The organism is Planctomycetia bacterium, assembly GCA_034440135.1.
In the GTDB taxonomy this organism is placed as follows: Bacteria; Planctomycetota; Planctomycetia; order Pirellulales; family JALHLM01; genus JALHLM01.
Genome location: JAWXBP010000008.1, coordinates 17,247 through 43,658 on the forward strand (window position 1 = coordinate 17,247; position 26,412 = coordinate 43,658).

Here is a 26,412-nt window from a genome sequence, read left to right on the forward strand (position 1 = left end):
CAAGGGATACGCCGGGAGATTCACTGTGCAAGGGCCGACGTAAGCGTCGAACTTCCGATTGAGCTGCGAGGCCCCAACAGTCGCTCATTGATTGCATGGCCAAAAAACAAAAGCTGCGGGCTAATTTTCGCAAGAATCGCGTGCCTCGGGCTCGCTCCGGGGACTGGACACGCGATTTCGCCGCGGGCAGCGGTCAGCAAGACGACGCGATTCAAACGGAGCGCGTCAGCGGCAAAGGGGAGCTGACCCGTAAGCGGACGGTGATCGGCGTCGAGACGGAGCGCTGCGACGGCTCCAGTTTCGACGTGCATCTGAACGTCGACGAAAGCGCTTGCCTCGCGGGCCGCGTGCTCAAGGTCTTCGGCCTCACCTGCAAGGTGCTGGCCGACGACGGCGCGTTCTATCAGTGTGCGGTGCGCCGCATCCTCAAAACGCTTAGCACCGATCAACGTCACGTCGTGGCAGCCGGCGACCGTGTCTGGTTTCGCCCCTCGCCGGGCAACGAAGGGATCATCGAGCGCGTGGATCCCCGACACGGCACGTTGAGTCGCGATAGCCGTGGCCGGCGGCACATCATCGTTACCAACGTCGATCAACTTCTGATCCTGGCCAGCGCCGACCAGCCGCCGCTCAAGCCGAATCTGATCGACCGGTTTCTGATTACCGCCGAAAAGTGCGGGATTCGGCCCCTGATTTGCATCAATAAGATCGACCTCGTCGACCCTGCCAAATTGATGCCGCTCGTGGGGCTGTACTCGCAGCTAGGCTACGAAGTACTGCTGACGAGCGCCGTCACGGGACAGGGCGTCGAGCGATTGCGACAAAACCTGGTGGGCCGCGAAAGCGCGTTGGCCGGGCAAAGCGGCGTCGGCAAATCTTCGCTCCTGAACACGGTGGATCCGACGCTCAACCTTCGCGTGAGAGAGGTGAGCGTCGAGACCACGAAGGGAAAGCACACCACCACGACGGCCACGCTAATTCCTCTCGCCGACGGCGGCTTTGTGGTCGATACGCCCGGCATTCGGCAGATGCAACTTTGGGACGTGATTCCGGCTGAGGTAGCGGGCTATTTCCGGGACTTGCGGCCGTTCGTCAGCGGCTGCCGGTACCCGGATTGCACGCACCTCCACGAGGAGGACTGCGCCGTGAAGGACGCGGTGGCCGACGGTTGGCTCGATGAGCGCCGATATGAGAGCTATTGCCGGCTGTTTGAAGGCGAAGAATGAGAATGTCGAAGGTCGTATGATTTCACTGAACCCGAACCCGTTTTGTAGCGTCATCAAGTAAGCGCGACCCACAACCTGTTCTTACTGGGACATTTCTCTGCACGTGAAAGATAACAATCGCAGCGACGGGATTGCTCGGGAAGCGGCCGTTTTGGTTTCGGTGCTGCCGCCGGGCGTGGCCTACCACGAGGATCCGTTGGACGAATTGGCCGGATTGGCCGAAACGGCTGGCGCGCGCGTTGTCGGCCGACTTACGCAACGTCGGGAAACGCCCGATAAGACGACGTACCTCGGCGCCGGCAAGGTCGAGGAATTGCGCGTGTTGGCCGAAGCGAACGACGCCGACGTGATCTGCTTCGACAACGATCTGTCGCCCGCCCAGACCCGCAATCTGGAGAAGGCCACGAATGTCAAAGTGCTGGACCGCAGCGAGTTGATCCTCGACATCTTCGCCAGCCGCGCGCAGACCTATCAGGCCAGGCTGGCCGTGGAGCTCGCGCAAATGGAATACTCGCTGCCACGTTTGAAGCGGATGTGGACCCACTTGTCGCGCATGAAGATGGGCATCGGCATGCGCGGCCCGGGTGAGAAACAGATCGAGTCCGATCGCCGGTTGGTCGAAAAGCGAATTCACGATTTCCGCACGGAGTTGAAAGACATCGCGAAACGCAAAGTTCGCGAAGTCGCCGCACGCAATGAGCGCATGACGGTTTCGCTCGTCGGCTATACGAACGCCGGCAAAAGCACGCTGCTGAACGCGCTGACCGGCGCCGACGTGTTGACGGAGAACCGGCTGTTCGCCACGCTCGATACGCGCACCCGGCGCTGGCAGTTGCCAGGCTGGGGACCGGTGTTGCTGAGCGACACGGTCGGTTTCATCCGTGATTTGCCTCACCATTTGATCGAAAGCTTCAAGGCCACGTTGGAAGAAGCCCGGCAAGCGGACCTGCTGTTGCATGTGGCGGACGCCTCGAATCCGAGCGTGCGCGAGCAGGTCTCGTCCGTGTTCAAGGTGCTGGAAGAGCTCAAGATCGAGGCCAAGGACACGTTGTTAGTCCTTAACAAGGCCGATGCGGCGCCGAACCGCGCCGTGCTGGATTCCTTGACGCAGATGTACCCGAACGCGATCCCGATCAGCGCGCGTTCGGGCCACGGACTCGATCGCCTGGCTTCCGCGGTGAGCGATGCGCTGAGCCGCGGGTTTTGCGATATCGACGTCGAAACCGAAGTCGGCAACGGCCGCGTGTTGGCGTTCCTCGCCGCGCAAGGAGAAATCCTGTCGCAGCACTACAACGACACGGCAGTGCTGGTCCACTGCCGGCTGCCCCGCGCCGCCGCCGGCCGCCTGATGCGCGACCCCGCGGTCCGCGTGCGCTTCCATGGCAACGCCTTCGCCGGGCAAGACAACGGCAGCGGTGCTGCACTTGGCCCCGTGGAAGACGTGGCGTAGTGAATCACGGCTGGCATTGGTCGCGGCGCTGCGCAAGAATAAGCCCAGGGAAGGCCACCTGAGATTATCGACGATAGAAGAGACTTCGAGGGCCTTCCCTGGGCTTGGCGCGGCGCAACTTCATCTATCTTCGCTGACTGCTTTCCATGTCACGACGCCAGATTTCCGGCCTGCGTGGCATCATCACCGGGGCATCGAGCGGCATCGGCGGCGCGTTGGCAGTGCAATTGGCGTCCGCCGGCGCGAAGCTGGTACTCATCGCCCGACGTGAGCAGCGGCTTCAAGAGGTTGTTGAGAAAGTGCCGTCCGCGTTTCGCGGCAACGTGTGCCTGGTCGTCGGCGATATCACGCAAGCCGAGACGCGCGAACGGGCGATCGCCACGGCGCTCGACCGCTTCGGCGGGCTCGACTTGCTCGTCAACAACGCTGGCATCGGGGCGCAAGGCAAGTTCGTCGACGCCGATCCGGAACGCGCGCGTCGGATCTTCGAAGTGAATCTTTTTGCGCTCGTGGAAATGACCCGCGCGGCACTGCCGCATTTACGCACCGGCCACGACGCCCTGATCGTTAACATCGGTTCCATCCTGGGGCATCGCGGCATTCCGTACATGACGGAATACTGTGCCAGCAAGTTCGCCGTGCGCGGGTTCAGCGAAGCACTTCGCGCGGAAGTGGCAAAGCTCGGTGTCGAAGTGCTCCTCGTCAGCCCCGGCACGACGGAAAGCGAGTTCTTCGACAAGCTCGTTGAAGCGGGTGAAAAGCCGCCTTGGCCCGAGCAACCGCCCGTGCCGGCCGCGGTGGTCGCCCGGCGCATCGTTCGCGCGATGCAGCGTCGCGAGCATGAGATCATCCCGAACGCCCGCGGCAAGCTGATGGTCTGGTTCAACCGGTTTTCGCCACGACTGGTAGATGCCTGGATGGCGCGCTATGGATAAGGCGCTGCTTGTTGTAAATCCCAGGGAAGGCCCTCGAAGTCGATCCAAGAAGTACGACTGCGGGGGCCTTCCCTGGGCTTGGCAAAGTGGCGCCGAATCACGTATCAGCAACTAGCGATTTGTTATTTCGCTTCGCCCGTGGCCTCGTTGACCGAATCCGTTTCGCCGGCCTGGGGACGAATCATTTCGAAATATCGTCGAATCGTTTGTCGATGGCCGAGCGGGATCGGCTCGGAGTCGAGCACCGACTCGCTAAGTTGTTCGTACTGCTTGGCCTTCTCACGGTACTCGCGAATCGCTTCCTGCTGCTGCTCGGGCGAAGTCATCGTTTCGACGTCCACGTCGCCTTCACCGGATTCCTGGCCCGTGAGGTTCATCTGCGGGCTGGTCTTAAGTTGAGCCGTCTTGTCACCGAGTTCGTTTCCGCTGGCGCCGAGGCCCCAGTTCTTGCCGCCCTTCTTGTTGCTCATCGCGGCGTTCTTGCATTCGGATTCACATTCGCCTTTGCATTCCGAGAGGCATTGGCACTGCTTCTGAAGCAGGTCGGAGAGTTTCTTCCGCCGACCTTGCTTCTTGCATTCGCCGGCGAGTCCCTGCGCGCCGTCTTTGAACTTGGACTTATCCCCTTGGCTCAGGCCCTGGCTCATCTGACCAATCGCTTCCTTGAGCCGCTTCTGCTGGCCCTCGCTGGAATTCTGTTGGGCTTGCTCAAGTTTTTCGGTAACGGCACGCTCCGTTTGACGATCGAGCTTGGGCAATTCGAGCTTCGCGAGCTCTTCCGCGGCTTTGTCCATTTCCCCTTGAGACATGGCTTCGCCCGCGGATTGGAACGGCTCCGCCAGCGAGAGGGCCTCGCCCAGCGATTGCAGTTCGGCGGCGACGTTCGGATCGTTCAGTTGCGTCTGCTGTTGTTGGAGCGCCGCTTCCATTTCGGAAAGTTTCGCCAGCGCTTCTTTCGGATCGAGTCCCGGCTGTTTCAGTTCCTCGATCTTGGCCGCCAACTCCTTCAAGAGCTTTTCAATTTCCGGATCGGCCTGCTCTTTGTTGAATTCTTTGAGATCCTCCAGGCTGTTCTCAACGCGGGCCGCCTGCAACGCTACGGTTTTATTGGCGATTGGCGCGGCGACGACTTGAACGTCCGGTACGACAAAAAACGCGATCACGAGGGCAGCCACCGAGAAGCTGAGGCCCCAATACCACGGGCGGGGCGCCAGGATCGGCGCGACGGCGGCCGGATCGATTTTGGCGACATGATCTTCGGCGTCGGCCAACTGCAACGCGTGAACCGGCGACGTCGCGCCGGACTTTGACATCAAATTCAGCGCCGTGGCGACACGGTCCTTCAAACTACAGGAGCGATCAATCGCGACGGCTGCTGCGCGCAACGGACGCGGCCGGGCAACCGCGAACAGCGCGCCGGCCGCTGGGCCAGCAGCGAGGAGCGTGCCAACCATGCTCCATTGGAGCGGGAAAGTCGAAATCGCCGCGGCCAGTCCATAAACGACGCCCGCGGCGCCGCCGGCGAGAAGTCCCCACGAGAGGCAGAGCCAGAGCCACTGCCGCTGTTGACGGGCACGGACCGCAGCCACACGTTCACGAATGCCTGGCATCGCTAACGCTCCTGTTTTCGCGGTTTCGAAATGCTGCGCGCTTTCCAGCTATTTCGGCGATTGTAACGGCGTCCGATCGACGTCCATAGATGCGTTTCCGGGATTCTTGTCGTTTTCTACGGTTTCGGCGTCTCGATAGCCGTTGCTGCACGCGTAGCTGGGCGAACCAGGGTCACTTTGCCGGCCACGACGTCGACCGCCCCCACCGCGTCGGACGAGACGTTCTCCAGCTTAAACTCCGCGACCGGGGCGGCGCCGACGACAAACGTTTCCAAGATGCGGAAGTCCTCAGAATCCTGCATCGCGAACAGACAGTGCAACAGGGTTCCCTGTCGGACTAAGCGCAGCCGACCGGACTCGTAGTGTCCGTTCGAGTTGCGGCTGTCTTGCGTCATGGCGCCGTTGACTTGTTTGTGCGCGAAAGTGGTGCGCAATTGCTCCTGGCCGGCGCCATCCAAGTAGACCCCGACTTCCGCCCACTGGTCCGGGACGTCGAAGACGACCTTGAATGACATCCCGTTTCCCCAGCCCTCGCCGACCTTGCCCAGCACGAGTTGGGAAAAATCGAACGTGATGTCGAAGTCACCGGACGTCGGTTGTTTGAAGATCAGGCCCGGCCAACCCTCGTAGTTCGCGGCGCCATGCAGCTCGAGCCGGGCGCCCTCGGGCGTGGTCGTGATGCGCTCGGCCGGCCCCATCGGAAAGACACCCACCGCGGCCAACTCGCCCAGCGGCTTCGTGAGATTCAGTTCGAGCGTTTCGCCTTTCAACTCGGCGAGGGGCAACGCGCCGGACGGCCCGTAAGCGAGTTCCTGGTCCGCCAACGCCGGCGATTGTTTCGGCCAGTCGCCGCGATAGATCAGCTTGCGGACGCGAGACTTATCCTGATCCGCATAACGGAACAGGCCGAAGAACCGCTCGTTCGGCGTTTCCTTTAATTCGTACTTCGCCACCTCCGCGCCGTTCACGCTGAGCGTGGCGAGGTCCCCTTCGACCTGCAGGCGGAACTGGTTCCAGTCGTTTTCTTTGAGGGCCACCGAAGCGGCGGACGCTTCCAGCGGCGACTCGTTCACCGGCGAGAGCCCGGTCGTTTCCCACTCCGCGTCCGTCAGGTGGTGCAGCTTCACGCCGTCCGGACGGACCAGGAAGGCCACGCGCCCGATGGCCGGGTGGACGATGCATTCGCCGGGAGTGAAATAGGACTCGAACTCAATCACGCCGTCCTCCAGCAGCGGCCGCTGGTACATCAACAGACTTTCGCGCGGTAGGACGCCGCGCGCTTCGTTCAGGACGCCGACGATTTCATCGCCGCTCTTGCGCCACGCTGCCTCATCGGTTTCCGCGCTGAGGGAAAACGCCTCGTGGAACATGTCCGCTCGCCACCCTTGCCAGCGTTCGATCGCGATCAAATCAATGGCCTCGGGGATTTCCGGCTCGCCGACAATGCGCAAGTTATGCACGGTAGTTCGCAGGCCGGGCGAGAACGCTCGCAACACGACCCACGGATCGGCCGGCGCGGCCAGCGTTTCTTCGTGGATAAGCACGTCGTTGATGTACGTGCTGATCTTGTGTTTGTCGACGGCAATGCGGCACTGCGCCAGCCAACCGGATTGCGGAATATTCAGTTCCTTGTCCACGTCGTTGAAGCCGTGCAGCACGCTGATCACGCGTTTAGCCTTGAGGTCGTACCGTGCATCGGCGGCGAGCATGCCGTAGGCCAAGATCGCCTCGCGCCAGCTATGGAGCGGGCGTTCCACCTGGATTTCGAACTTCCCGCGCAGCGGCGACTGGAAATAGAGTTGCGAGTAGTTCTCGCCGGCCACATGTTGCGCCGCGCCGCGCATCAGCCGCCAGCTCGAGGCGCGGAATCCCTTGCCGCGCAAGTCCGGCTTCCAGTACGGCACTTCGCGCCATTGCCGCGCGGCAGTACCGGTAGCGTCTTGCTCCGGTTCCGTGCCGGCAAGCATTCGTTCCGTGTCGCCGGCGAGGCCGTCGAGCTGGCGGTGCCAGTCTTCACTACCCGAGGAGGCGCCGCCTTCCCGTTCTCGCGATTGCAGCTTGATGGCGAGATCGTAGGCCGCGAGTCGGAACGCCGGCGCTTGCATCGCCCGCCAAATGACGACGTAGTCGGCCATCCGCTCGCCGAGCGAGCTCTCCTTGGGAATCGCCTCGATCATTGCGTCGAGCTGTGCCAGCTTCGCGGGTAACCCCTGGAGATCGCCGGACTCGAGCGCCACCAGGGCCGCCATGGCGAGCTTTTCATGCTCGGCCTTTCGGCCCCGCGCCGTGACGTCGTCGACCGATTGCCGCAGTTCCGGAAGTTTGCCTAGGCGCTCGGCGAGACGGGTCAACTCGATCGCCGGGCAAATGATCGCATCGTCGATCGACGGGCGCGCCGCGATGGGTCGGCGCTCAAAGTACAGGCGGAAATTGTCGCGAGCCGGCGTGGGTAGCACCCAATCCCGCAGTCGCACATATGCTTCCGCATCCGCAAGCGACTTCGTCTCCGCCAGCAATTCGGCCGGGCGATGCAATTGTGCGAACTCTCCGATGATGTCCTGCAGCAAGCGTTCGTCGGCCACGTTTTCCGTCGGCCGCGCCGCGAGCAAGTTCTCCGCGATTTCCGGCGTTAGCGTTTCGGGCCAGGGACCGGTCAGCGTGACGTCGCGCACTTGCGACGATTGATTGCGGCGGCGGAAGAGGCCGAACGTGCGGACAATTGAAGGCTCCAACGGACGTTCGTAGACGACCGTGCCGTTGAGCGAGACGATCACCGTATCCCCTCGGATCGTGGTTTCGACCTGGTTCCAGTCGTTTGCTTTGAGCGGCAACTTCGTAGGTCCGCGGCGATACTCCGGTTCGACCGCCTCCTGCGCTTGTTGCAAGTCGAAAAGTGCCGCGTCCCAAGTGGGATCAGAGACCCAATGCGCGTCGACGCCGTCGGGGTGAAGCATCATTGCCAAGTGCCCGATCGTCGGAAACGCGGACGACTGCCCCGGGACGTAATGAAACTCGTAGCGAATGGTTTCGCCGTCCTGCAACGGACGGTGGTAGTAAATCCAACTCTGCGCATCGTCCGGCAAGTCTTGGGCCTCGCCGTGCAGAACACCATCCTTGGCCAGCCAATCGAATTCCGTGGGAATCTCATCCTGGTAATAAACGTCTGGGTCGCGATCGATTAGCGCCGCTTGTGCGATCTGGCGCTTGGGCGGCTGCTGTTCGTAATAGTTCGAGGCGTTCCAGCCATCCATCCGGTCTCCGGAGATCAGTTTCACTTCGCGCGGAATGACCGGGCTGCCTGTGATCTTGAGATTCTTGAACGCGGTCACGCGCGGACGATCGGTGTACAGCAGCAGCCAGGGACTGGTCGTCCCGGCAGCCTCTTCGTAGTTGACGTGATTGTTCACCACGTACTGCATCACGCCGTCCTGCACGCGGATCTCGACATGGTTGAAACCGTCCAGATTGCGTGCGAGCGGTCCCTCGAAGTGGATCGTGTCGTGATTGCCGACGGACCAGACGGACGAATTCGAACCCGCCTGCAGCGCTTCGACGATGATGCCGCCGTAACCGGCATCCGATTCCTTCCAGCCGGATTTGTAACAATCCACCGAGAACGTAAAGTCGCCGGCGAGCGGATAGCGGAACGCCAGGATGTCTTTGCCGGAACCGCACAAATGCGTGAGCTGCCCTTCGTGCGCGACCCACCAGGGTTGAATCAGCGTCTGCGGATGGTTCAGGGTGGAAGCCGGACGCCAATGTTCGAGCGTCTGATCGCCTGGTTGGATCGTCGTGCCGGTATCCTGCGCGGTCCGCTCGGCGAAGTCGTATTCGATATGCTCCAACAGGTGATGCAGATAGCGCTCACGGATGGCCTTGGTGAGCTCCATGCGACGCGGGCCGTAGACGGGAGCAAACTGGGGGGACTGCATACACGCCCGGTACAGCAGATAATCCGCCCAGAGTTGCTCCGCCGGTTTGTCGTCCTGCTTCGCGACTTCGCGAATCGTCTCCTGGATCGCCGGCTCGGCGACCGCAATCTCGCCAAGTCGGATCAGCGTCATCAGCCAGAGCGTGTTCGCGTTGGCCAGTTTTTGTTCGCGGGCCTGCGCGGCCTGATCACGCACCTCGGTCAGCTTCCCTACTTCGTGTGCCGCGTTAAGCAACTCGTCGAAATTGGAGATCAGTTCCCCGCCATGGTATTTCGCCTGTTGCGCAGCGGGCGAAAGAAACACCTTCGGCACATCGACCGGGCGTACCCATTCCGCGGTGAGGCGAACGGTCTGGCGCCCTGCCTGGGGCAGCGTCCACTTGCGCCACGCCTCGTAGCGTTCCTCCGGCGCGAGCTTGTTCAGATCGCGGCACACCACGGCCAGCGGCAAGGTCACGTTGGGGCGGGAGTGTTCTGGATGGTTGTAGTCCATCACCCGCCCGATGTAATCGAGCGCGATCTCGGTCAACCCGCTCTCGGCGGCCGCCTGCGCGATGCTGGCGTAGTCGTTCCACTGGATGTATTGGCCGTAGTCGCCGTCGTATTGCGAGTATTGCGTCTGCCTGCCGAGCAGGTATTGCTCGTAGAAGGCTTTCACTTCCTCAGGCTTGCTGGCGAAATGCTTGTTCACACGGACTGCCAAGTCACCCAGTGGGGACAAACCGTCGCCATTCCCGGCGTCTTGGGTTTGGCCCTGCACGGCTCGCTTCAAGATCGCGAAGGCCGCGTCCTTTAAGGCCTCGCGCTCCGAGGCGGGAATCGCCGCATGGCAGGCTAATTGCAGTTGTTGCGGCAGCGGGCCCTGGCTGAGCGCTTGGTCCAATTCCAGCAGCTGCAGATGCGCGTCGTCCAGTTTGTCACGGGCCAAAGCAATTTGAATCTGCAAGACGAGCGCCGGCACGAGCATTGCGGCGTTCGCCTTCCGCGCCTCGACGCGGCCGTGCAGATCGTCGAGTCGATCCGCCCGTTTAGCCCATTGCACCAGCGTTGCGGCAAGGCTCTTCGACTCGGCGTCCTGCAGTTTGGACGAATCGGCGAACAACAGGATCTCGGTCGCGCGCGCCGCTGGCAGCACGATCGGGTGCAGCAATTCGTAGACTTCCAGCGGCGGATAGGCGTCGCCGGTCCATTTGTCGAGCACGCGCTTCAGCATCTCCGCGACTTCCACTGCGTCGCCGCTCGCTTCCTCCGCCGCCATGCCATAGGGGGAACTCCGGATGATGCGACGGCGGGCGCCAACTTGAGCGACGGGGTCTGCTGCGGGATCCGGCACCGGCAGACCGCCGAGCATCGCAGCGCGGACCGCCTTGCGGGAAAGCTCCGGCAGGCCGTTTTCCGCGGAAACCATGGCAATCTCCATCGCCACTTGGAATTGCGAATTGGTCAGCGGTGGAACGGCATCCGCGGCGACTGCTTCCTCGACTCCCGTGGGCGGCGCGTCCTGATAGAGCAACGACACGAGCGCCACGGCGCCCATGCCGGCCGAGTTCCAGCGAGACATCGGGCGTTTCGGCGCGCGCGCCGCCGGCCGGACGCGCTGTGGCAGCGCATGGGGGGCCGACTCTTCTGTCTGCGCTTTGCGCTGGGGGCGTACCGTGACCAGTTCTAATAACTCGGACCATTTCTGCTCGGCCTGTGCGCGGTTCCCTTGGGCGAGCGAACGCTGCCCCCAGTCGTAGAGAATCGCCACCAGGTATTTTCTATCCACCTGGCGCCGCGCGGCATCCAGCGAGCGCGCGGCGAGGCGCTCGCCGATTTCCGCATACTCTGGCGTGGTCAGGCACTCCCGGGCGACTAGCCACAATGGCACGGACAACAGCGCTTCGCGCCGCTGCCGGGAATTCGGCCGGCGTCCTTCGGGCACTTCCACGAGCGGCTGCCCGGCCACCAGCACATCCAGTTCCCGCAGTGCTTCGCCTGCCGCGCCGCTCTTCGTTCCTTGCTCGAACGCCGCGAGCGTGATGCCGATTGAAACGTCCGTGGGATGCTGGGCACGCAGTTCGCGCAGGCGATCGCCAATGCTCGTCTTCAGTTTTTCCTGCTGCGCGATCGATTGCAGCAACGTCGTGAGCGGGCTGGCCATGGATTGATCGCGCAATCCTGCCACATCTGGGACCGACACCATGAGATCGAGCGCCCCACGGTCGGAGGCCATTTTCTCGTTGACGGTTAGCAATTGCGCCATCGCCTCGCTGGCGTTCGATTCATCGAGCGATGCGAAGGCCTTGCTGAGGCCGTTCTTGACTTGCGACTGAAAGTAGTTTTCGCCTCGACCGTTCCACTGCGCGGCGGCAGTCAAAGCGGCAGGATCGTCGCTCACGCCCTGGTAAATCTTCACCGCCTCGACCGGGAAGCCCAATTCCAGCATCTTGTCGCCGGCCCACACGGAGTTCTCCACGCGCTGATAAGAAGAATACTGCGCGTCGTAGCGACTGAAGTTCTGCCCCGCCAACTGCTTGACCATCAGGGCGCGGGCGTCGTCCTGGCGGCCCAAATCGACGTAGAGCTTCAACAGCCGCGCCACGGGAGAATACTGAATTTGCTGCATGGACTGTTGTTCCGTCGCCGCTCGCTCCAGCAATCGCAGGGCCAACGGGCGCGTGTCCTGAAAGGCGTCCAACTCCTGCCCGAGCAACCAGCAGGCGGCGGGTGGCATGTCCTTCACGAGTTCCTCGTCGCTCAGGAGTTTCTCCAACTTCGCTTTGGCCGTTTCCGCCTGGCCCTCCTTGATATCCATCAAGGCCAGCAGAGCCTGGCCGCCGTACCAGTTAGGAGACTCGCCGAGCGCAGCCTCAATCGACTTGCGCATGTCCTGGACATGATCGGTGCCTTGGATGCCTTCCAGCAACTGCTGGAACGCGCCATTCGCCTGGCCGTTGCCGCTGTAGGAAGTGATCTCGCCAATGCCGAACCAGGGGGCCGAGGCCACTTCTTCTTTCGTCGGCAAGATGCCGCGTTTGCCCAGCTGGTAGATGCGCGGATGCTTCCACAACTGCGGATTGTGGATCTGCGTGATCAGCTGGCCGCGATAGCTTGGCAGATCCTGATAGACGCGCTCCAGCAGATTGGCCGCGAGATCCGCGTTCTTTTCGTCCTGCATCAATTCCGAGGCGAGGTTGATGATGTAGTACGGTTGCCGGAACGACTTGAGGTTCATCGTTTCGAACGCCTTGACCAACTCCAGCGTGCGTTGGCAACGATCGAACGTGCGGCGAATGTTGTAGAGTTCGTCCGCGATCCATTCAGGGCGTTCCTTGAGGATTTCCAGGTATTGGTCGCAGGCCTCGGTCGCCTTGCCGGCGCGATCCAATTGTTGCGCCAGTTGATAGCGCAGCGCGACCGCCTTGGGACGGGCCGCGACGGCCTTTTCCAGCAGCTCCTGCATCTTGTCGCGGTTGTTCGACGCCTGATAAAGCTCGATCAACTGATCGTAGAGCCGCGGCGACTCGGGCGACTTGGCCAGCTGCGTTTCCAGCCGATCAATCAACGCCGGCAACGCGCCTGTTTGCGACAGCACAGAGAGCGCCTGAGTCCGCGTTCCGCTATCGGAAGTGCGGTAGCGCATGGGGTTCATCCCCGTCGTTTGCGAAGACAAGGGCGGCGACGTGCGGCGCAGGATCGTATGGGCGATCTGCTGCGCGAGCTCGGTTTTGCCCTGCCCCTGATAGAGCGACATCAGCGAGGCCAGGGATGAAGTCTGATTGCCGGCGCGGCGATGCACGCGGCCGAGAATCGCCTCGGCCATATCATGCAGCCCCAGGCGCCGCATTTGTTCCACGAGCGCCAGTTGCGCGTCGTTATCGAGCCGCAATCCGAAGAGCCGTTCGGCGGATTTCCGCGCTCGTTCCACGTCGCCCACGCGTTCAGCGAGTTGCAACGCCATTTGCTCGCGCCGCTGCACCAGTTGTTGATCGCGCGGCGTGATCGAATCGACGATCGTCAGCGCGTCGTCGAAGTCGCCGCGCAGCGAGTACAGGGACGCCAACTCCAGGCGCATCAGCGGATCGTTGGAAAGCTGATCGCTGGCCGCGCGGAGTTGCTCGAGGGCGTCGTCCTGCTCCTCCATCCACCACAGCATGTAGCCGAGCATCAGTTGCTCGTACAGCTTGGCTTGCGGATCCGCCTGGGCGACACGCTGCCGCAATCGATCCGACAAATCGCTGAGCACATCGTTGCGTTGGAAGACCTCATACGCCTCGCGGAGGATCATCAGCGCGGATTGTTCGACGTAAAGGTTGGTGGGCGGATACGGAACCTCCGCGTAAAAGCTTTCTTTGCCGTACTTGAGTTGCCATTGATTGGAGGAATTCTGCGAGACGGTCGGCGTGCGCGAATTGGACTTCCGTTGCGCGATCCGCTGTTGCCCTTCCGCCACGGCCAGATCGAGCGCGCCGTCCAGGATGCCCAAGATTTTCGCGTGTTCTTCCTCGGGCCCCAGTTGCCCCATCCATTGCACGATCAGATTCGTCGCGCGACCGAGAACCTGCGGACCGGCACTAGCGCCACCCCGTCCGCCGCGCGCCGGGGCGACCGTGGAGCCCTGAGCGATCTCCGCTCGCGCCGCTGCGATCCATTTTTGATACACGTCCGGCAGCCGCTCGTATTGCTCCTGGGACTGGAGCAATTGCATGGTCCCGGCCAACGCGCCGCCGTTCGCGCTCTTGGCAACGCGTTCTTCCATCATCGCATTGGCTTGATCCTCGCGGCCAGCCAACTTCAGTTCCTCCATGACGATGCCGAGGTAACCGCTCGCCATGGAGTTGCCCGAAACCATCACGTAAGACCCGCCGATGTTGACGTACATCTGTCCGTTCGAGCCATACGCAATCTGGCCTCCCATCAGCGCGTTCGAAATCTCGTCCGATTCGTCATTTTTGACCAGGTGCTGATAGCAAGTCAGCATCAGCGTCAGATCTTCTTCGCTGAGCGGCGGCTTCTTTGGCGCCTCTTGTCCCGACTGGCGAACCTGCCGTGAATTGGGATCAACGGCGCGCAATCGCAGCGAGCTCAGGAAGAATCGCTCCGCTTCATCGCCGCCGGCCTTGGCGAGGCGCACGGAGGTCTTGTACACGGAGTCGTAGTTGTTGCGCAATTGCTCGACGTACAACCAATCGTAAATCGTTTCTTGGCTCGCATCCGCCGCGGCGGCGCGGGTCGTTAGCTCATCAATCACCGATGGTTTGGCGTCCGTCGAGGCGCTCGACTCCTCGGTCGTGGCGGCCGCCAGCGCGTCCTCCTGGTACTTCAGCAGCCAGCCGTAGGCCGCCATCCGCGCCACGCCGTATGCCTCTGGCGTCCAAGTGCGCGGCTGCGACGCACCCGAGTAGTAGCCGCGATCCGGGTCCAATCCCACCGCCGACCGGACTTGCGATGAATTGCCCAACATCTCCAACGGCGATTGCCGCTTGGGCGCCGTCGTGCGAATGCCGCGGATATTCTCCGAGCGGGCTTTGGCCTGCGCTTGTTTCAATCGTTCTTCCGCGGCGGCCCCGAGCGCGTCATGCGCGACTTTGAGCGACAACAGTCGCTCGAACCGCGCCAGCGCCTCGTCACTCTTTTCCAGCGAGTGCCAGGCCAGGCCTTCGCGGTAGAGCAATTCCCAGTCGTCGCGTTGTTCGCTCAACAGCGGCTCGGTGATCGCCAGCACGCTTTCGTAGGCGCCTTGCGCCAACAAGGAGTCGAGGCTCTTCAGCAGTCGCTCCTTGTTTTCCTCACGGCGCGTGAGCTTGACGAAGATTTCGGTGGCCTCGTCCCGATCCCCGCGCGCCTGCAGTAGGTTCGCCAGGCGAAATTCCGTCTCATGGCCGGGCGCGATCGCCACCAGTTGCCGTTGATATTCGACCGCCGCGTCCGGATCGGCGCTCTCCTCGCAGAGCTTGGACAGTTGCTGCAAGAGATTCGTATCGCGCGTGTCTTCGCTGAGCAGACTCTCCAGTTCCTGCCGCGCCGTGCCGTAATCGCCCGAGGTGTGATGCGCCTGGGCCAGGCAAATCGTGATTTCGCGCCGCTGCTCGTCCTCGCGGCGGTCGCGTTCGAAGCGCTCGATTAGTTTTTCGAACTGATTGCTGAGCAAGTACAACTCGGTCAGCTTCGTGGTCAGTGAGACCTTGTCCTCAATTTCCTCGGACTTTTCGAAGGCTCGCCAGTACACTTCGATCGCTTCGTCCGCGCGGAATTGTTCCGAGAGCGCCGCGCCGAGCGCCATAATCAGGTGCGGCTCCGTGGGATTGATCCGGACCGCCTTGCGGAGCGTGTCCAGCCCTTCCTCCGCGTTGCCCAGTTGAAAGCAAAGCTGTGCGTAGAACTCGTAGTTCTCCGTATTGCCAGGGGCGGAGACAATCAAATCCTTGCCCGCTTGGAGCGCCTCGTCCTTGCGGCCAAGCTGCGCCTCGAGGCGCGCCACGTTCATCAGGTAGTCGCCCCGCGAACGCCGGTCGACGTCCGCGAGTTGCCGATTCTTTTCCGCCGCTCGGGCGAAATCGCCGGATTGTTCGGCGATCCGTGCCGCGGCGCCGAGCGCCGGAATCGACTTCGCGTCCTTGGCCAGCGCTTGTTCGACCGCTTCCGCGGCGTCTGTCCAGCGTCGATCGGCTTCGTAATAGCGCGTCAGCAGATGCCAGGCGGCGGCCGTCGCTGCCGAATCCGCGGTCACTTGGGCCGCGAGCTTCGCGGTCTCGTCATCCAGCCGATCGCCCGCTTGATAGACTTCAATCCGCTGTTGAATCACGGCGTCCTGTTCATCCGTGTTCGCGGCGAGTGATTCCGCAGCGCCGATATACGTGAGCGCCTCATCAAATCTCCCGGCGCGGGCATGCAACTCGGCGCCTTTGAGCTGCAAGCTGAAATCCTTGGCGTCCAACTGGCAGGCGTCGGCAATCTGCTCGACCGCCTGGTCGAGGTAACCGAAGCTGTTGTAAATCTCCGCCAGTCGCGCCACGTTGACGGCGGTCCGCCGAGATCCGGCGACGATCTCCTGCCACGTCGCCAGGGCCTCGTCGGAGCGCTTGAGAATGTGGTAGTACTCGCCCAAATATTCGCGATATTGCGGGTCCTCTGGCGCGAGTTCCACCGCCTGTTGGTAGAGGGCGATCGCCTCGTCGTTGATGTTCGCCTGGCGGAACAGGTCGGCGACTTGGGCGACTGTCGGCGCGTCCTTGGGATGGGCCTCGAGGATCATCCGCCAGATGCGCGTCGCTTCCGTCGTGCGGGCGTCCGGCGGCTGCTCCTTGTCGCGAACGACTAACTTGCCCCATTCGCGCAGGAAGTCGACGTTGCCGGGAGCCGATTCCACGAGCAGCGCGTACTGCTTCACGGCGTCGGCGTAGCGCTGATCGTCGACAAGTTGGTCGATAAACGTTTTGCGCAGTTCGGTCCGCGTGGGGGCGAGCTTGATCGCCTTTTCCATCCAAGTGGACGCCTCCGGCACGCGCGCGGAGGAGGCCAGGAAGTTGGCCAGTCGGGCCATGCTATCCACGTCTTCCACATGCGCTGCGATCCAGCGCTCGTAGTACTTCACCAGGCCGTCCTGATCGCCGGCGCGGAGGAACACGTCTTCGATCCGTCGCCGCACGTCGCGGTGGAGCCAGCTTTCCGGATTCAAGTCCGCCAGGAGCGCTTCGAGACTCGCCACGCCCTCGTCTTTTTGGCCTTCACGGATTTTCAAGTCCGCCGCCTGAATGCGGAACATCGTGCGGCGATAATCGTCTTCTACCATGCCGGCGAGTTTTTCGAAGCGCGGCAGCGCTTGCTTATATTCCCCTTCCTCGACGAGCGTCACGGCGATCTGCTCCTGCACGCGGGGATCGTCTGGAAAGAGCGCTTCGAGCCGTTCCCAGACCTGCATCGCCTCGGCCGAACGCTGCGCGCGTTGGTGCACGCGGCCAAGTTGCTGAAAGATCTCCAAGAGGTCGTTGCGAGGGGGCTTGCGGGTGATCGCCCGTTCGAATGCCTGGACCGCGTTCTCCGGTTCACCGACCTGCAGCAACGATTGTCCCAAGTAATACGAGGCCAGGGCGTCCTCGGCGCGCAATGCTTCGGCGCTGCGGAACGCATCCGCGGCGTTGGCGTCTTCGCCGCGTTGGGATTCGAAGAGTCCGAGCAGCATCCAGCCCGCGGAGTCGTTCGGCGCGGCCTGGACCCGCTCGCGGAGCTTAGCAAGAAATGCATCCAGCGTGCCGAACTCGACATGATGACCATAGACGCGATCTAGCGCGGTACCGCGGCGCGGCGTTTTCTCGAGTACCGTCAGAAAACGCTGGGCCACGGCGATTTGCTGCGCCTCCTCCTCAGAGGGTTCGGCAGCAGCCGGTTCCTGGGAAATCGCCATGCGAACCGAAATGGACGGAGCCGCCAGGGCGAAAGCCAGGCCGAACAACGCCGCAAGAAAACCACGCCATTCGATATGCGCCATAACCAGGGTCCTCCACGGAGGGATAGACGTAATCCGGCCCCATTTGGTTTGCAGGAGCGGATCGGCAAATCGATTTTAGTTCCGGGCTCGTTCTGGAAATACTAACCAAATTACGATAGCAAAAGCTAGACACCGCGTATTCTTTGCCCCACAATCCGCCTTGAACGACCCACACGCGACTGAATCGCGTAGGAGTAGCGAACCAACGTACTCGAGCGAGGCGCCGATGAGTGTCAGCGAGGAACTGAAGCAGCAACTCGATCAGTTTCGCCACGATTTCGCCCGACTGCGCGCGGAGATTGGCAAAGTGATCGTCGGCCAGCGTGAAATCCTGGACGACACTTTGGTCGCGCTCATCGCCGGCGGACACGTACTCTTGGAAGGCGTGCCGGGGCTGGGGAAAACCCTGACCGTCCGCACGCTGGCCGATGCGCTCGATTTGCAGTTTCATCGCATCCAGTTCACGCCCGACCTGATGCCGGCGGACTTGATCGGCACCAATATCGTGCTGGAAACGCCCGAAGGGCGCAAGGTGTTTGAGTTCCAGCAGGGTCCGCTATTCACGAATGTGCTCTTGGCGGATGAAATTAATCGGGCGACGCCGAAAACGCAGTCCGCCTTGCTGGAATCGATGCAAGAGCACTCGGTCACCGTCGCGGGGATCACGCACAAGCTGAGTGAACCGTTCTTTGTGATGGCCACGCAAAATCCATTGGAGATGGAAGGAACCTATCCGCTTCCAGAAGCGCAGTTAGACCGGTTTTTCTGCAAACTGCTCGTGAAGTACCCCAGCGCCGCGGACCTGGAATCGATTCTCGATCGCACCACGGAGTCGGAAAACCCCCGCGCCGAGGCGGTCCTCGCCGGCGCACGCATTTTGGAGATGGCCAAGCTCTCTAGGCAAATCCCGATTGCCGACGAAGTGCGCCGCTACGGCATCGCGCTGGTGCTGGCCACGCATCCCGAACACGCCCTCGCCACCGGCGCCACGCGGCAATACGTCCGGTATGGCGCCAGCCCGCGTGGCTTGCAGTCGATGATCCTGGGCGCCAAGATCCGCGCCATTTTGGACAACCGCTATCACGTCGCCCGCGAAGACCTCCGCACGATGGCCTACCCCGTGCTGCGTCATCGGTTGATCCTCAACTTCGAAGGCCAGGCCGAAGGAGTAGGCACGGACGATGTCATCCGTCAGATCATCGAAAAACTGTCCGAAGACGCGCTCGCGGCGGCGTGACGTTCGCAAAGCACTCCTTACCATTGTTACTCCGCGCCTCCGCGGTTTGAAGAACAACACACTATCGAGTTGATTTAACGCCGATCCGCATCGATATGTTATTTCCGAACGATTTTCTCACGCGACTCGAATACCTTTCGATTATTTCGAAGCGGGTGTTTCGTGGTTCGTTGTTGGCGCAGCGGCGCACGATGCAGATGGGATCGGGGATCGAGTTTTCGGACCATCGGGAGTACGCCGCGGGGGACGACTTTCGCTACCTGGATTGGAACGTCTACGCACGGCACGGCGACTTGCTCCTCAAGCGATTTCAGGAAGAGCAGGATCTCCACGTATACATCCTGCTCGATTGCTCCCGCAGCATGGGTTATGGCGATCCGCCGAAGTTCACCCTCGCGCGACATTTGACGGCGGCGCTCGCGTACATCGCCTTAGCGGATCTGGATCGCGTGGCGGTGCTGGCGTTCGCGGACGGCATTCTCAAGGAGTTTCCGCTGACCCGGGGCAAAGCGCGAATACTGCCACTGATGAAATTCCTGGAAGGGCTCGAAGTCGCCGGCGAAGATACGAACCTCGTCCGAGCCGCGCAGGGCCTGCTGCAGCGAGGGCGTCGTACTGGGCTGGTCGTCGTGATCAGCGATCTCTTTGATGAGCATGGCTTTCAGAACGGGCTGGACCAGATGCGGTTCCGTCGCTTCGACGGTCACGTGCTGCAGCTTTACGACCCTCGCGAGGCCGATCCCATGATCCTGGGGGACGTGGAGCTGGTGGACGTGGAGACCAACTCGCTGCGAAAAGTGACCGTCACTGAGAAAAACGTCCGCGTCTACAAGCAGCTCTTTGCGGAACATCAGTCTGCGGTGCGAGACTATTGTCGCGGGTACGGACTCGGTTGCACGCAGACGCTGTCGACAGTGCGTTTCGATGACTTGATCTTGAAGATGATGCGCGAGGCAGGGCAGTTGGGTTGAACGGATTGGAACACTGAAACACTGAGGCCGTGCGTCGTTCGCCATGTCATTCGCCAATCCTATCGCCTGGTTTCTCGCGCTGGCCGCCGGGCCGATCATCGTCTTTTACATTCTGAAACTGCGTCTGCGCCGGCTGCCGGTCTCGACGAACCTATTTTGGAAGCAGATTTACGACGAGAAGCCGCCACGCTCGATCTGGCAATACTTGCGTCATCTGCTTTCGCTACTCGCGCAACTGTTGCTCGTGGCGTTCCTGGCGGCTGCCGTCGCGGATCCCTTCTTCGCCTGGCAGCTGCTGGAAGCGCGCCGGATCGTCGTCGTGGTGGATAACTCCGCCAGCATGCGCGCAAGTGACATCGCACCCACCCGACTCCAAGCGGCCATCGACTCCGCCAAGGCGCTCGTGGAAGGTCTGCGCTTCCAGGACGAGATGGCGATCGTGTTGGCTGGACCGCGCCCCGAAGTGGTTGTTGGCATGAGCGGTCACGTGCCAACGCTCAAACGAGCGCTCGAGGAAATCGCACCTTCGGATAACCCGACCGACGTAGAGTCGGCGATTGAACTGGGCCGGCAGCTGATCGGCGAGCATCCCCACGGCGAAGTCGTGGTCGTCACGGATGGCTGTTGGGACGCGATGGTCAAACCGGAGGGCGGCCAGGAAGTGAAGCTGGAAACCAAACTCGCTCCGGTGACTTACCGCGTGTTCGCTACCGAGGCCGCCAACGTCGGCATCACGCAGTTTCAGGTGCGACGGAGCCTGATCGATCCGCTCGGCTACGAAGTGCTCATCGCCATGCGCAACGCGGGTCCGTCGGAAGTAAAGTGCCGCGTGGAAATGGAGTTGGCTGGCCTGCCAGTCGATATTCTCCCGTTGACGCTCAAGCCGGAAGAACACTGGAGCCGCTCGCTGGAAAAATCGTCGCTGGAAGGTGGACGGCTCGTAGCGAAGCTGACGCAGGTCGCGGCGACAGCCAGCACGAGCGGCGACAAGCCCACGGAGTCGAAGGCCGCGCTCAATTTGTTGCCGACGGACGACACCGCCTGGGCGGTGCTCCCGGAACGCGAAATTCAAAAGGTGCTGTTGATCACGGAGGGGAATCTGTTCCTGCAGAAGGTGTTCGAGGCAAACCCACTGGTGCGCGTCGAAACGCGGAAAGATTTTCCAGATCAATGGCCCGCGGATACGCTCGTGGTGCTGCATCGCCAGGTGCTGCCGCTGCTGCCCGCTGGAAATCTGCTCGTCGTCGACCCAGCCGGGAGTTGCGACGCCTGGGACCTGGGCGAGACGATCGAGAATCCCATCGTCACGGAGCTCGATTCCGCTTCTCGGCTCATGACCTACGTGCGCCTCGATAACGTGCTGATGCCGGAGTCGAAGCAGCTCAAGTACAAGTCGCCGCCGAAGGTGCTCGCCGGCGCGATTTCCAAGGACGCGATCTACGCGGAAGTGACGCGCGCCAACGGCAAATGCCTGGTGCTGACCGTCAATCTCGATCGTGGCGATCTCGCCTTCCGCACGGCGTTTCCAATCTTGGTGGCCAATGCATTAGGGTGGTACGCCGGCGAAACCGGCGAGCTGCGCGAATCCCTCGCCACGGGATCGACCGCGGAGGTCCAGCTTGACATCGCATCCCAAGGCGAGCGCTCCGCGCCGTTACTTCGCTCCCCGAGCGGCCGCGAACAGACGCTGTTTCCGCCCGCTGACGACGAGACAAAAAAGAACACCGAGGAATCGAGAAATGAAGCGCCGCAGGCCGCGTCCAGCATCAGCGTGGGGCCATTAGACGAATGCGGCGTGTGGAATGTAGTAAAGTCGGCTTCCGAAGCGGAAACGCCGCTCATGTCGCTGGCAGTCAATCTGGCGAGCGCGCGCGAAAGTGATCTTCGTCCGCCGCGGGAAATGGCCGAACAGACCACAGCGGAGTCCGTTGTCTCGAATTGGCTCGCGCGGCCGCTTTGGTTTTACTTGTTGTTCGCCGCCTGTGCGCTGTTTCTGGCCGAGTGGTTCTTGTATCAACGTCGTGTGATCACGTAACTTGGATCTGTCGGCTTAATGATGCCTTTCGAATTCACCCGCCCTTGGCTGTTGACACTGCTCCTCGTGGCGGCGCCGGTGCTGATCGCGTTTTTTGTCCGCAGCCTGAGCGATTTCCCGCGCCGGCAGCGCATCGTGTCGCTGGTGACACGCTCGCTGATTGTGTTGCTCGTCATCTTGGCCCTGGCCGGGTTCACCTTGCTCCGCCCCACGGACGAGCAATTCGTGATGATCCTCGCGGACCAAAGCCTGAGCGTCGGCGATGACGGCGCGAAAAGGGTCAACGAATACCTCGATGCTGCGTTGCGGAACACCGGGGCGAATCGCGTGGCCTATTTGCCATTCGGCGTCGCTCCTGGAATCGTGCAGAACGAACGCATCATTTACGGCGAATCGCCGTCGTTGATGGGCGAGCAAGACAAATCCCCCGGCGCGGCCAAGGCGCCCTCCACCGAAAAGAGTCCGCTACGCGACGGCACGAATCTGGCCGCCGCGATGGAGGCCGCCGCCGGATATCTGCCGCCGGGTTACGTCCCGCGAATCGTGGTCTTCACTGACGGCAATGAAACGCACGGCGACGCGCTCGCCACGGCCTCGCGGAGCCGCATGCCGATTTCCACGGTGCCCTTGCCGACGCGTTCCGAGCCGGAAGTGCAGGTGTCCGAAGTGAAGGTGCCGGCGGAAGTGCGCGAGGGCGAGCCGTTCTATGTCGAAGTGACGGTCCACTCCAATCACGACGACGAGGGGCTCATCGAGGTCTTTCGCGGCGACCACAAAGCGATTAGCGAGCAAAAAAAACTCACCGCCGGCGAGAATGTCTTTCGCTTTCAGCAATCGATCGAACGCGACCGCCTGGCCGCGTTCAGCGCGCGAGTCTCGGGCCTCAAAACAGATACGCTGCTCGATAACAACATGGATTCCGGCCTCGTCTTCGCCGCGGGCAAACCTCGCGTGCTGATTATCGAGAGCGACCCGACCCTGATCCGCGATCTGGCCTACGCGCTCGAGGACGAAGGCATTCAAGCGGACATTCGTCCGCCGCAGGGGATGCCGGAGACGCTCTCGGATCTGCAGAACTACGAATTACTGATGCTCTCCAACGTGCCTGCCACGGCGCTCACGCAGCAACAGATGGAGATCACGCGGACCTACGTGCAGGAACTCGGCGGCGGCTTCATCATGCTCGGCGGCGAGCAATCGTTTGGCCTCGGCGGCTACTACAAGAGCACGCTCGAAGAGATTCTGCCGGTGCGAAGCGACTTCGAAAAAGAAAAGGAAAAGCCCTCGCTTGGCATGGTGCTGGTGATCGACAAATCTGGTTCCATGGACGGGGACAAGATCGAAATGGCCAAGTCCGCCGCGCGCAGCGCCGCCGAGCTGCTCGGCAATCGGGACCAGGTGGCGGTGCTCGCCTTCGACGGCGATACCTACGTCATCAGCGAGATGCAATCGGCCAGCAACAAGGGGAAAATCAGCGACGAAATCGGCCGCATCGAGTCCGGCGGCGGCACCACGATGTATCCGGCGATGGAGATGGCGAACGAGATCCTGATGTCCACGCCCGCCAAGCTCAAGCACGTGATCATTTTGACCGACGGCGTTTCCTCGCCCGGCGATTTCGAGGGACTCGCTCAGCAGATGACCTCAGCGAAGATCACGGTCTCGACGGTCGCCGTCGGTGAGGACTCGGATACCACGCTGTTGGACAGCATCGCGCGCATCGGAAAGGGGCGTCACTACGCCACGACCGATCCGGCGCAGGTGCCGCAGATTTTCGCCAAAGAGACGGTCACGGCCAGCAAATCCGCCATCGACGAGCAGCCGTTCGTGCCGCAAGTGATTCGCGCCACGCACGCCCTGCGCGAAGTGGACATGGAATCCGCCCCGTTTCTGTTGGGCTACGTGATGACCCGGCCCAAGCCGACGTGCGAAGTGATTCTCGCGACGGAAAAAGGCGATCCGCTCTTAGCCTGGTGGCGCTATGGCCTCGGCATGACGGCGGCCTTCACTTCCGACGCCAAGAGCCGTTGGGCCGCCGAGTGGATGACCTGGCCCGGCTTTGGAAAATTCTGGACGCAAGTGATTCGTCAGACGATGCGAAAGAGCGACGCTCGGGGCATCGTGGTCGATACCAAGCGCCAGGGCGGCGCAGCAGACCTGACCGTCGACGCCGTCAGCGACCTGGGACAGTTCCTCAACGGCGCTGAAGTCGAACTTACGGTCATCGACCCGCAACTCAAGCGGGAGAAATCAATCCTCCGTCAGGCCGCGCCGGGACGTTACGTGTCCAGCTTTCCCACGCCACGGCAGGGTGCGCATCATCTGGAGATTGCGCTTAAGCAAAATGGCCAAGTCGTCTACCGGCAGTCCCGCGGGTTGATGGTCGGCTATAGCGATGAGCTGCGCATCAAGCCGACCAACGAGCAACTACTCAAATCGGTCGCCCGCGTGTCGGGCGGCGCTTACGCCCCGCCGCCCGAGTCGCTCTTTGCTGCGACGGATCAAACGGTCACGCGTCCCACGCAACTTTGGCCCTTTCTGGCGTCCTCGGCGCTTGCGCTCTTCATCCTCGACGTAGCGCTGCGCCGGATTGACTTCAGCCTGCACTGGCCGTTCCGGTCGCTGGGGGGCGCCGCGCCGCATTTGCGCGGCGTTTGATCTATGAGTGGACGGGCAGGCGATTCAGTGCGCGCCGCGTTTGCGGACCAGGCAATGGCGGATCCAACGCGCGCGCTGACTTCCGCGGAGCCTCGCGGCACACTACACTCAGGCCGCGAACTCTCAAACGGCTGGAGCGCCCCATGCCTGGAAGCGTACCGATACTGCTCGCCCAATCGTCCAGCATCCCGTTGCAATGGCTGGACGTGCTGATCTTGGCGGCCAGCGTGATCGGCATTACGGCGTTCGGCATGTGGATCGGCCGCAAGGAGAAGAGCACCGGCGACTACTATCTGGCCGGCAAGACCGTCGCCTGGTGGGCCGTGGCGGGTTCGATCTTCGGGACGAACATCAGTTCGCACCATATGGTCGGCATGATGGGCGCCGGGTTGAAAGAGGGTTTCGCGCAAGCCAACTTCGAGTTCGGGGCGATCTTCGGCTTGCTGGCGTTATGTTATTTCTTTCTGCCGTTTTACCGGCGGATGGGGCTCTATACGCTCTCGGAATATCTTGGCCGCCGCTTCGACGATCGCAGCCGGCTCGTGTATTCGGTCACCAACATGGCGTTCCTGCTGATCCAAATGGTCGGCACCATGATCTTGGGCGCGCTGACCATTGCCACGCTGACCGCGGATTCGCCGTATGCGATCAGCTATGAACTTGCCGTTTGCCTGCTGGCCGCCGTGGCCGCCGCTTACACGTTCTTCGGCGGCTTGAAGGCCGATATCTTCAACGACGTCGTTCAAAGCGTGCTTCTGTTGATCGGCAGTGGGATGCTCGCCGTCTTGGCGATTTGGCATCCCAACGTCGGCGGGCTCTCCGGCTTGCTCGAAAAGCAACCTGAGAAGTTTCACGTCTTCTTCGAAGCCAGCCATCCCGAGTTGCCGTGGAGCGGCGTACTTAGCGGACTGATGGTGCTGCATCTTTATTACTGGGGCACTAACCAGTTCATCGTCCAACGTACGCTCGGCGCCCGCAGCGATTGGGACGCGCGGATGGGCACCGTCGCGGCCGGCTTTTTCAAACTGTTGATTCCATTTTTGTGCATCGTGCCCGGCATGGCGGCCGGCTACATTCTGACGATTGATCCGGCCACCGAAAGCGATATGGCGTTTGCCGGGCTGACGCGCGAGTTGTTGCCGTCCGGTTATGGTCTGGTGGGCCTGGTGATGGCGGCGCTCGTGGCCGGCATTCTTTCGACGATCGACTCCATGATGAACTCGACGGCCACGCTATTCACCTTTGACATCTACAAGAAATACGTGCGGCCCGAAGCTTCTGAAATGCGGCTGATTTGGGTCGGCCGCGCTTCGATGATGCTGATGGTGGCGCTCGCGATTGGTCTCTCGCTCTATTTCGGAAAGACGCGCGGCGGCATCTTCAACCGCATGGCCGATTTCAACGCCTACCTGGTGCCAGGCGTGATCGTCGCCTATGTCGCCGGGATCTTACAGCCCCGGGTGACGCGTACCGCTTCGTTCATCTGCATACTCGCGGGTCCGTTTCTGTCGATCCTGTTCGAACAGTCGGCGCGCATCGGCTTTAATCACTCGCTGCAGGCTTTTCATCGGGCCGGCCTGGCCACCTTGGCCTGCTACGGGTTGTTGTTGGTCGTAAGCTTCTCGACGCAACACGAGCGCGACGCCGACCGAGAGCAGTACACCTGGTGGCGTTTCCGGCGCGAGCGCCCAAGCGAACCAGTTCACGTTCGGCCCTGGTGGCAACGTGACAAACTATGGGCCTGCGCGCTGGTGGCCTGCACGCTGGCCATGGTTTGGTTCTTCGCGTAGAAAAAAAAAGGTTCTTCACCCAATTCCGGGGAAAGCCTGGCGGATTTTGAGAAAGAAGTAGTTGTCGTCTCGGTAGCCGTAGGCCATACGTTTGAGGAC

Annotated in this window: 10 protein-coding genes; 8 read left to right on the forward strand and 2 right to left on the reverse strand. The window is 61.8% G+C overall.

The window, feature by feature from the left end:
* The first annotated feature begins 95 nt into the window (after positions 1–95).
* The 3 genes from rsgA to SGJ19_00380 all read left to right on the forward strand — a co-directional run bounded on the left by rsgA (position 96) and on the right by SGJ19_00380 (position 3,611).
* Positions 96–1,226 carry a ribosome small subunit-dependent GTPase A gene (rsgA, locus tag SGJ19_00370; GenBank protein ID MDZ4778688.1) on the forward strand — a complete coding sequence of 377 codons (1,131 nt, stop codon included), beginning with the start codon at positions 96–98 and terminating at the stop codon, positions 1,224–1,226.
* 130 nt (positions 1,227–1,356) lie between these two features.
* Complete coding sequence (hflX, locus tag SGJ19_00375; protein MDZ4778689.1) at positions 1,357–2,676, forward strand: GTPase HflX; 1,320 nt, start codon at positions 1,357–1,359, stop codon at positions 2,674–2,676.
* Between the two features lie 146 nt (positions 2,677–2,822).
* The gene (locus SGJ19_00380; GenBank protein ID MDZ4778690.1) at positions 2,823–3,611 is read left to right on the forward strand and encodes an SDR family NAD(P)-dependent oxidoreductase; all 789 of its coding nucleotides are present in this window, start codon (positions 2,823–2,825) and stop codon (positions 3,609–3,611) included.
* A gap of 122 nt (positions 3,612–3,733) precedes the next feature.
* Here the strand turns inward: SGJ19_00380 and SGJ19_00385 are convergent, their stop codons facing one another.
* Together SGJ19_00385 and SGJ19_00390 are read right to left on the reverse strand one after the other, a co-directional pair.
* Complete coding sequence (locus SGJ19_00385) at positions 3,734–5,221, reverse strand: hypothetical protein (protein MDZ4778691.1); 1,488 nt, start codon at positions 5,219–5,221, stop codon at positions 3,734–3,736.
* A 116-nt stretch (positions 5,222–5,337) separates the two neighbouring features.
* A complete protein-coding gene (locus tag SGJ19_00390) occupies positions 5,338–17,622 on the reverse strand; it encodes a DUF1583 domain-containing protein (protein ID MDZ4778692.1) in 12,285 nt (4,094 codons plus the stop codon).
* Between the two features lie 226 nt (positions 17,623–17,848).
* On the opposite strand from SGJ19_00390, the gene SGJ19_00395 reads away from it, so the two are divergent.
* The 5 genes from SGJ19_00395 to SGJ19_00415 all read left to right on the forward strand — a co-directional run bounded on the left by SGJ19_00395 (position 17,849) and on the right by SGJ19_00415 (position 26,313).
* Positions 17,849–18,859: a MoxR family ATPase gene (locus SGJ19_00395; GenBank protein MDZ4778693.1), complete on the forward strand. Its 1,011-nt coding sequence runs from the start codon at positions 17,849–17,851 to the stop codon at positions 18,857–18,859.
* 95 nt (positions 18,860–18,954) lie between these two features.
* Entirely contained in the window at positions 18,955–19,830 is an 876-nt protein-coding gene (locus SGJ19_00400) for a DUF58 domain-containing protein (protein MDZ4778694.1), read from the forward strand.
* 43 nt (positions 19,831–19,873) lie between these two features.
* Complete coding sequence (locus SGJ19_00405) at positions 19,874–21,865, forward strand: BatA and WFA domain-containing protein (GenBank protein MDZ4778695.1); 1,992 nt, start codon at positions 19,874–19,876, stop codon at positions 21,863–21,865.
* Between the two features lie 18 nt (positions 21,866–21,883).
* Positions 21,884–24,523 (forward strand): VWA domain-containing protein, encoded by a 2,640-nt coding sequence (locus tag SGJ19_00410; protein MDZ4778696.1) that lies wholly within the window; start codon positions 21,884–21,886, stop codon positions 24,521–24,523.
* A gap of 143 nt (positions 24,524–24,666) precedes the next feature.
* Positions 24,667–26,313 (forward strand): sodium/solute symporter, encoded by a 1,647-nt coding sequence (locus SGJ19_00415; protein ID MDZ4778697.1) that lies wholly within the window; start codon positions 24,667–24,669, stop codon positions 26,311–26,313.
* Positions 26,314–26,412 lie beyond the last annotated feature (99 nt).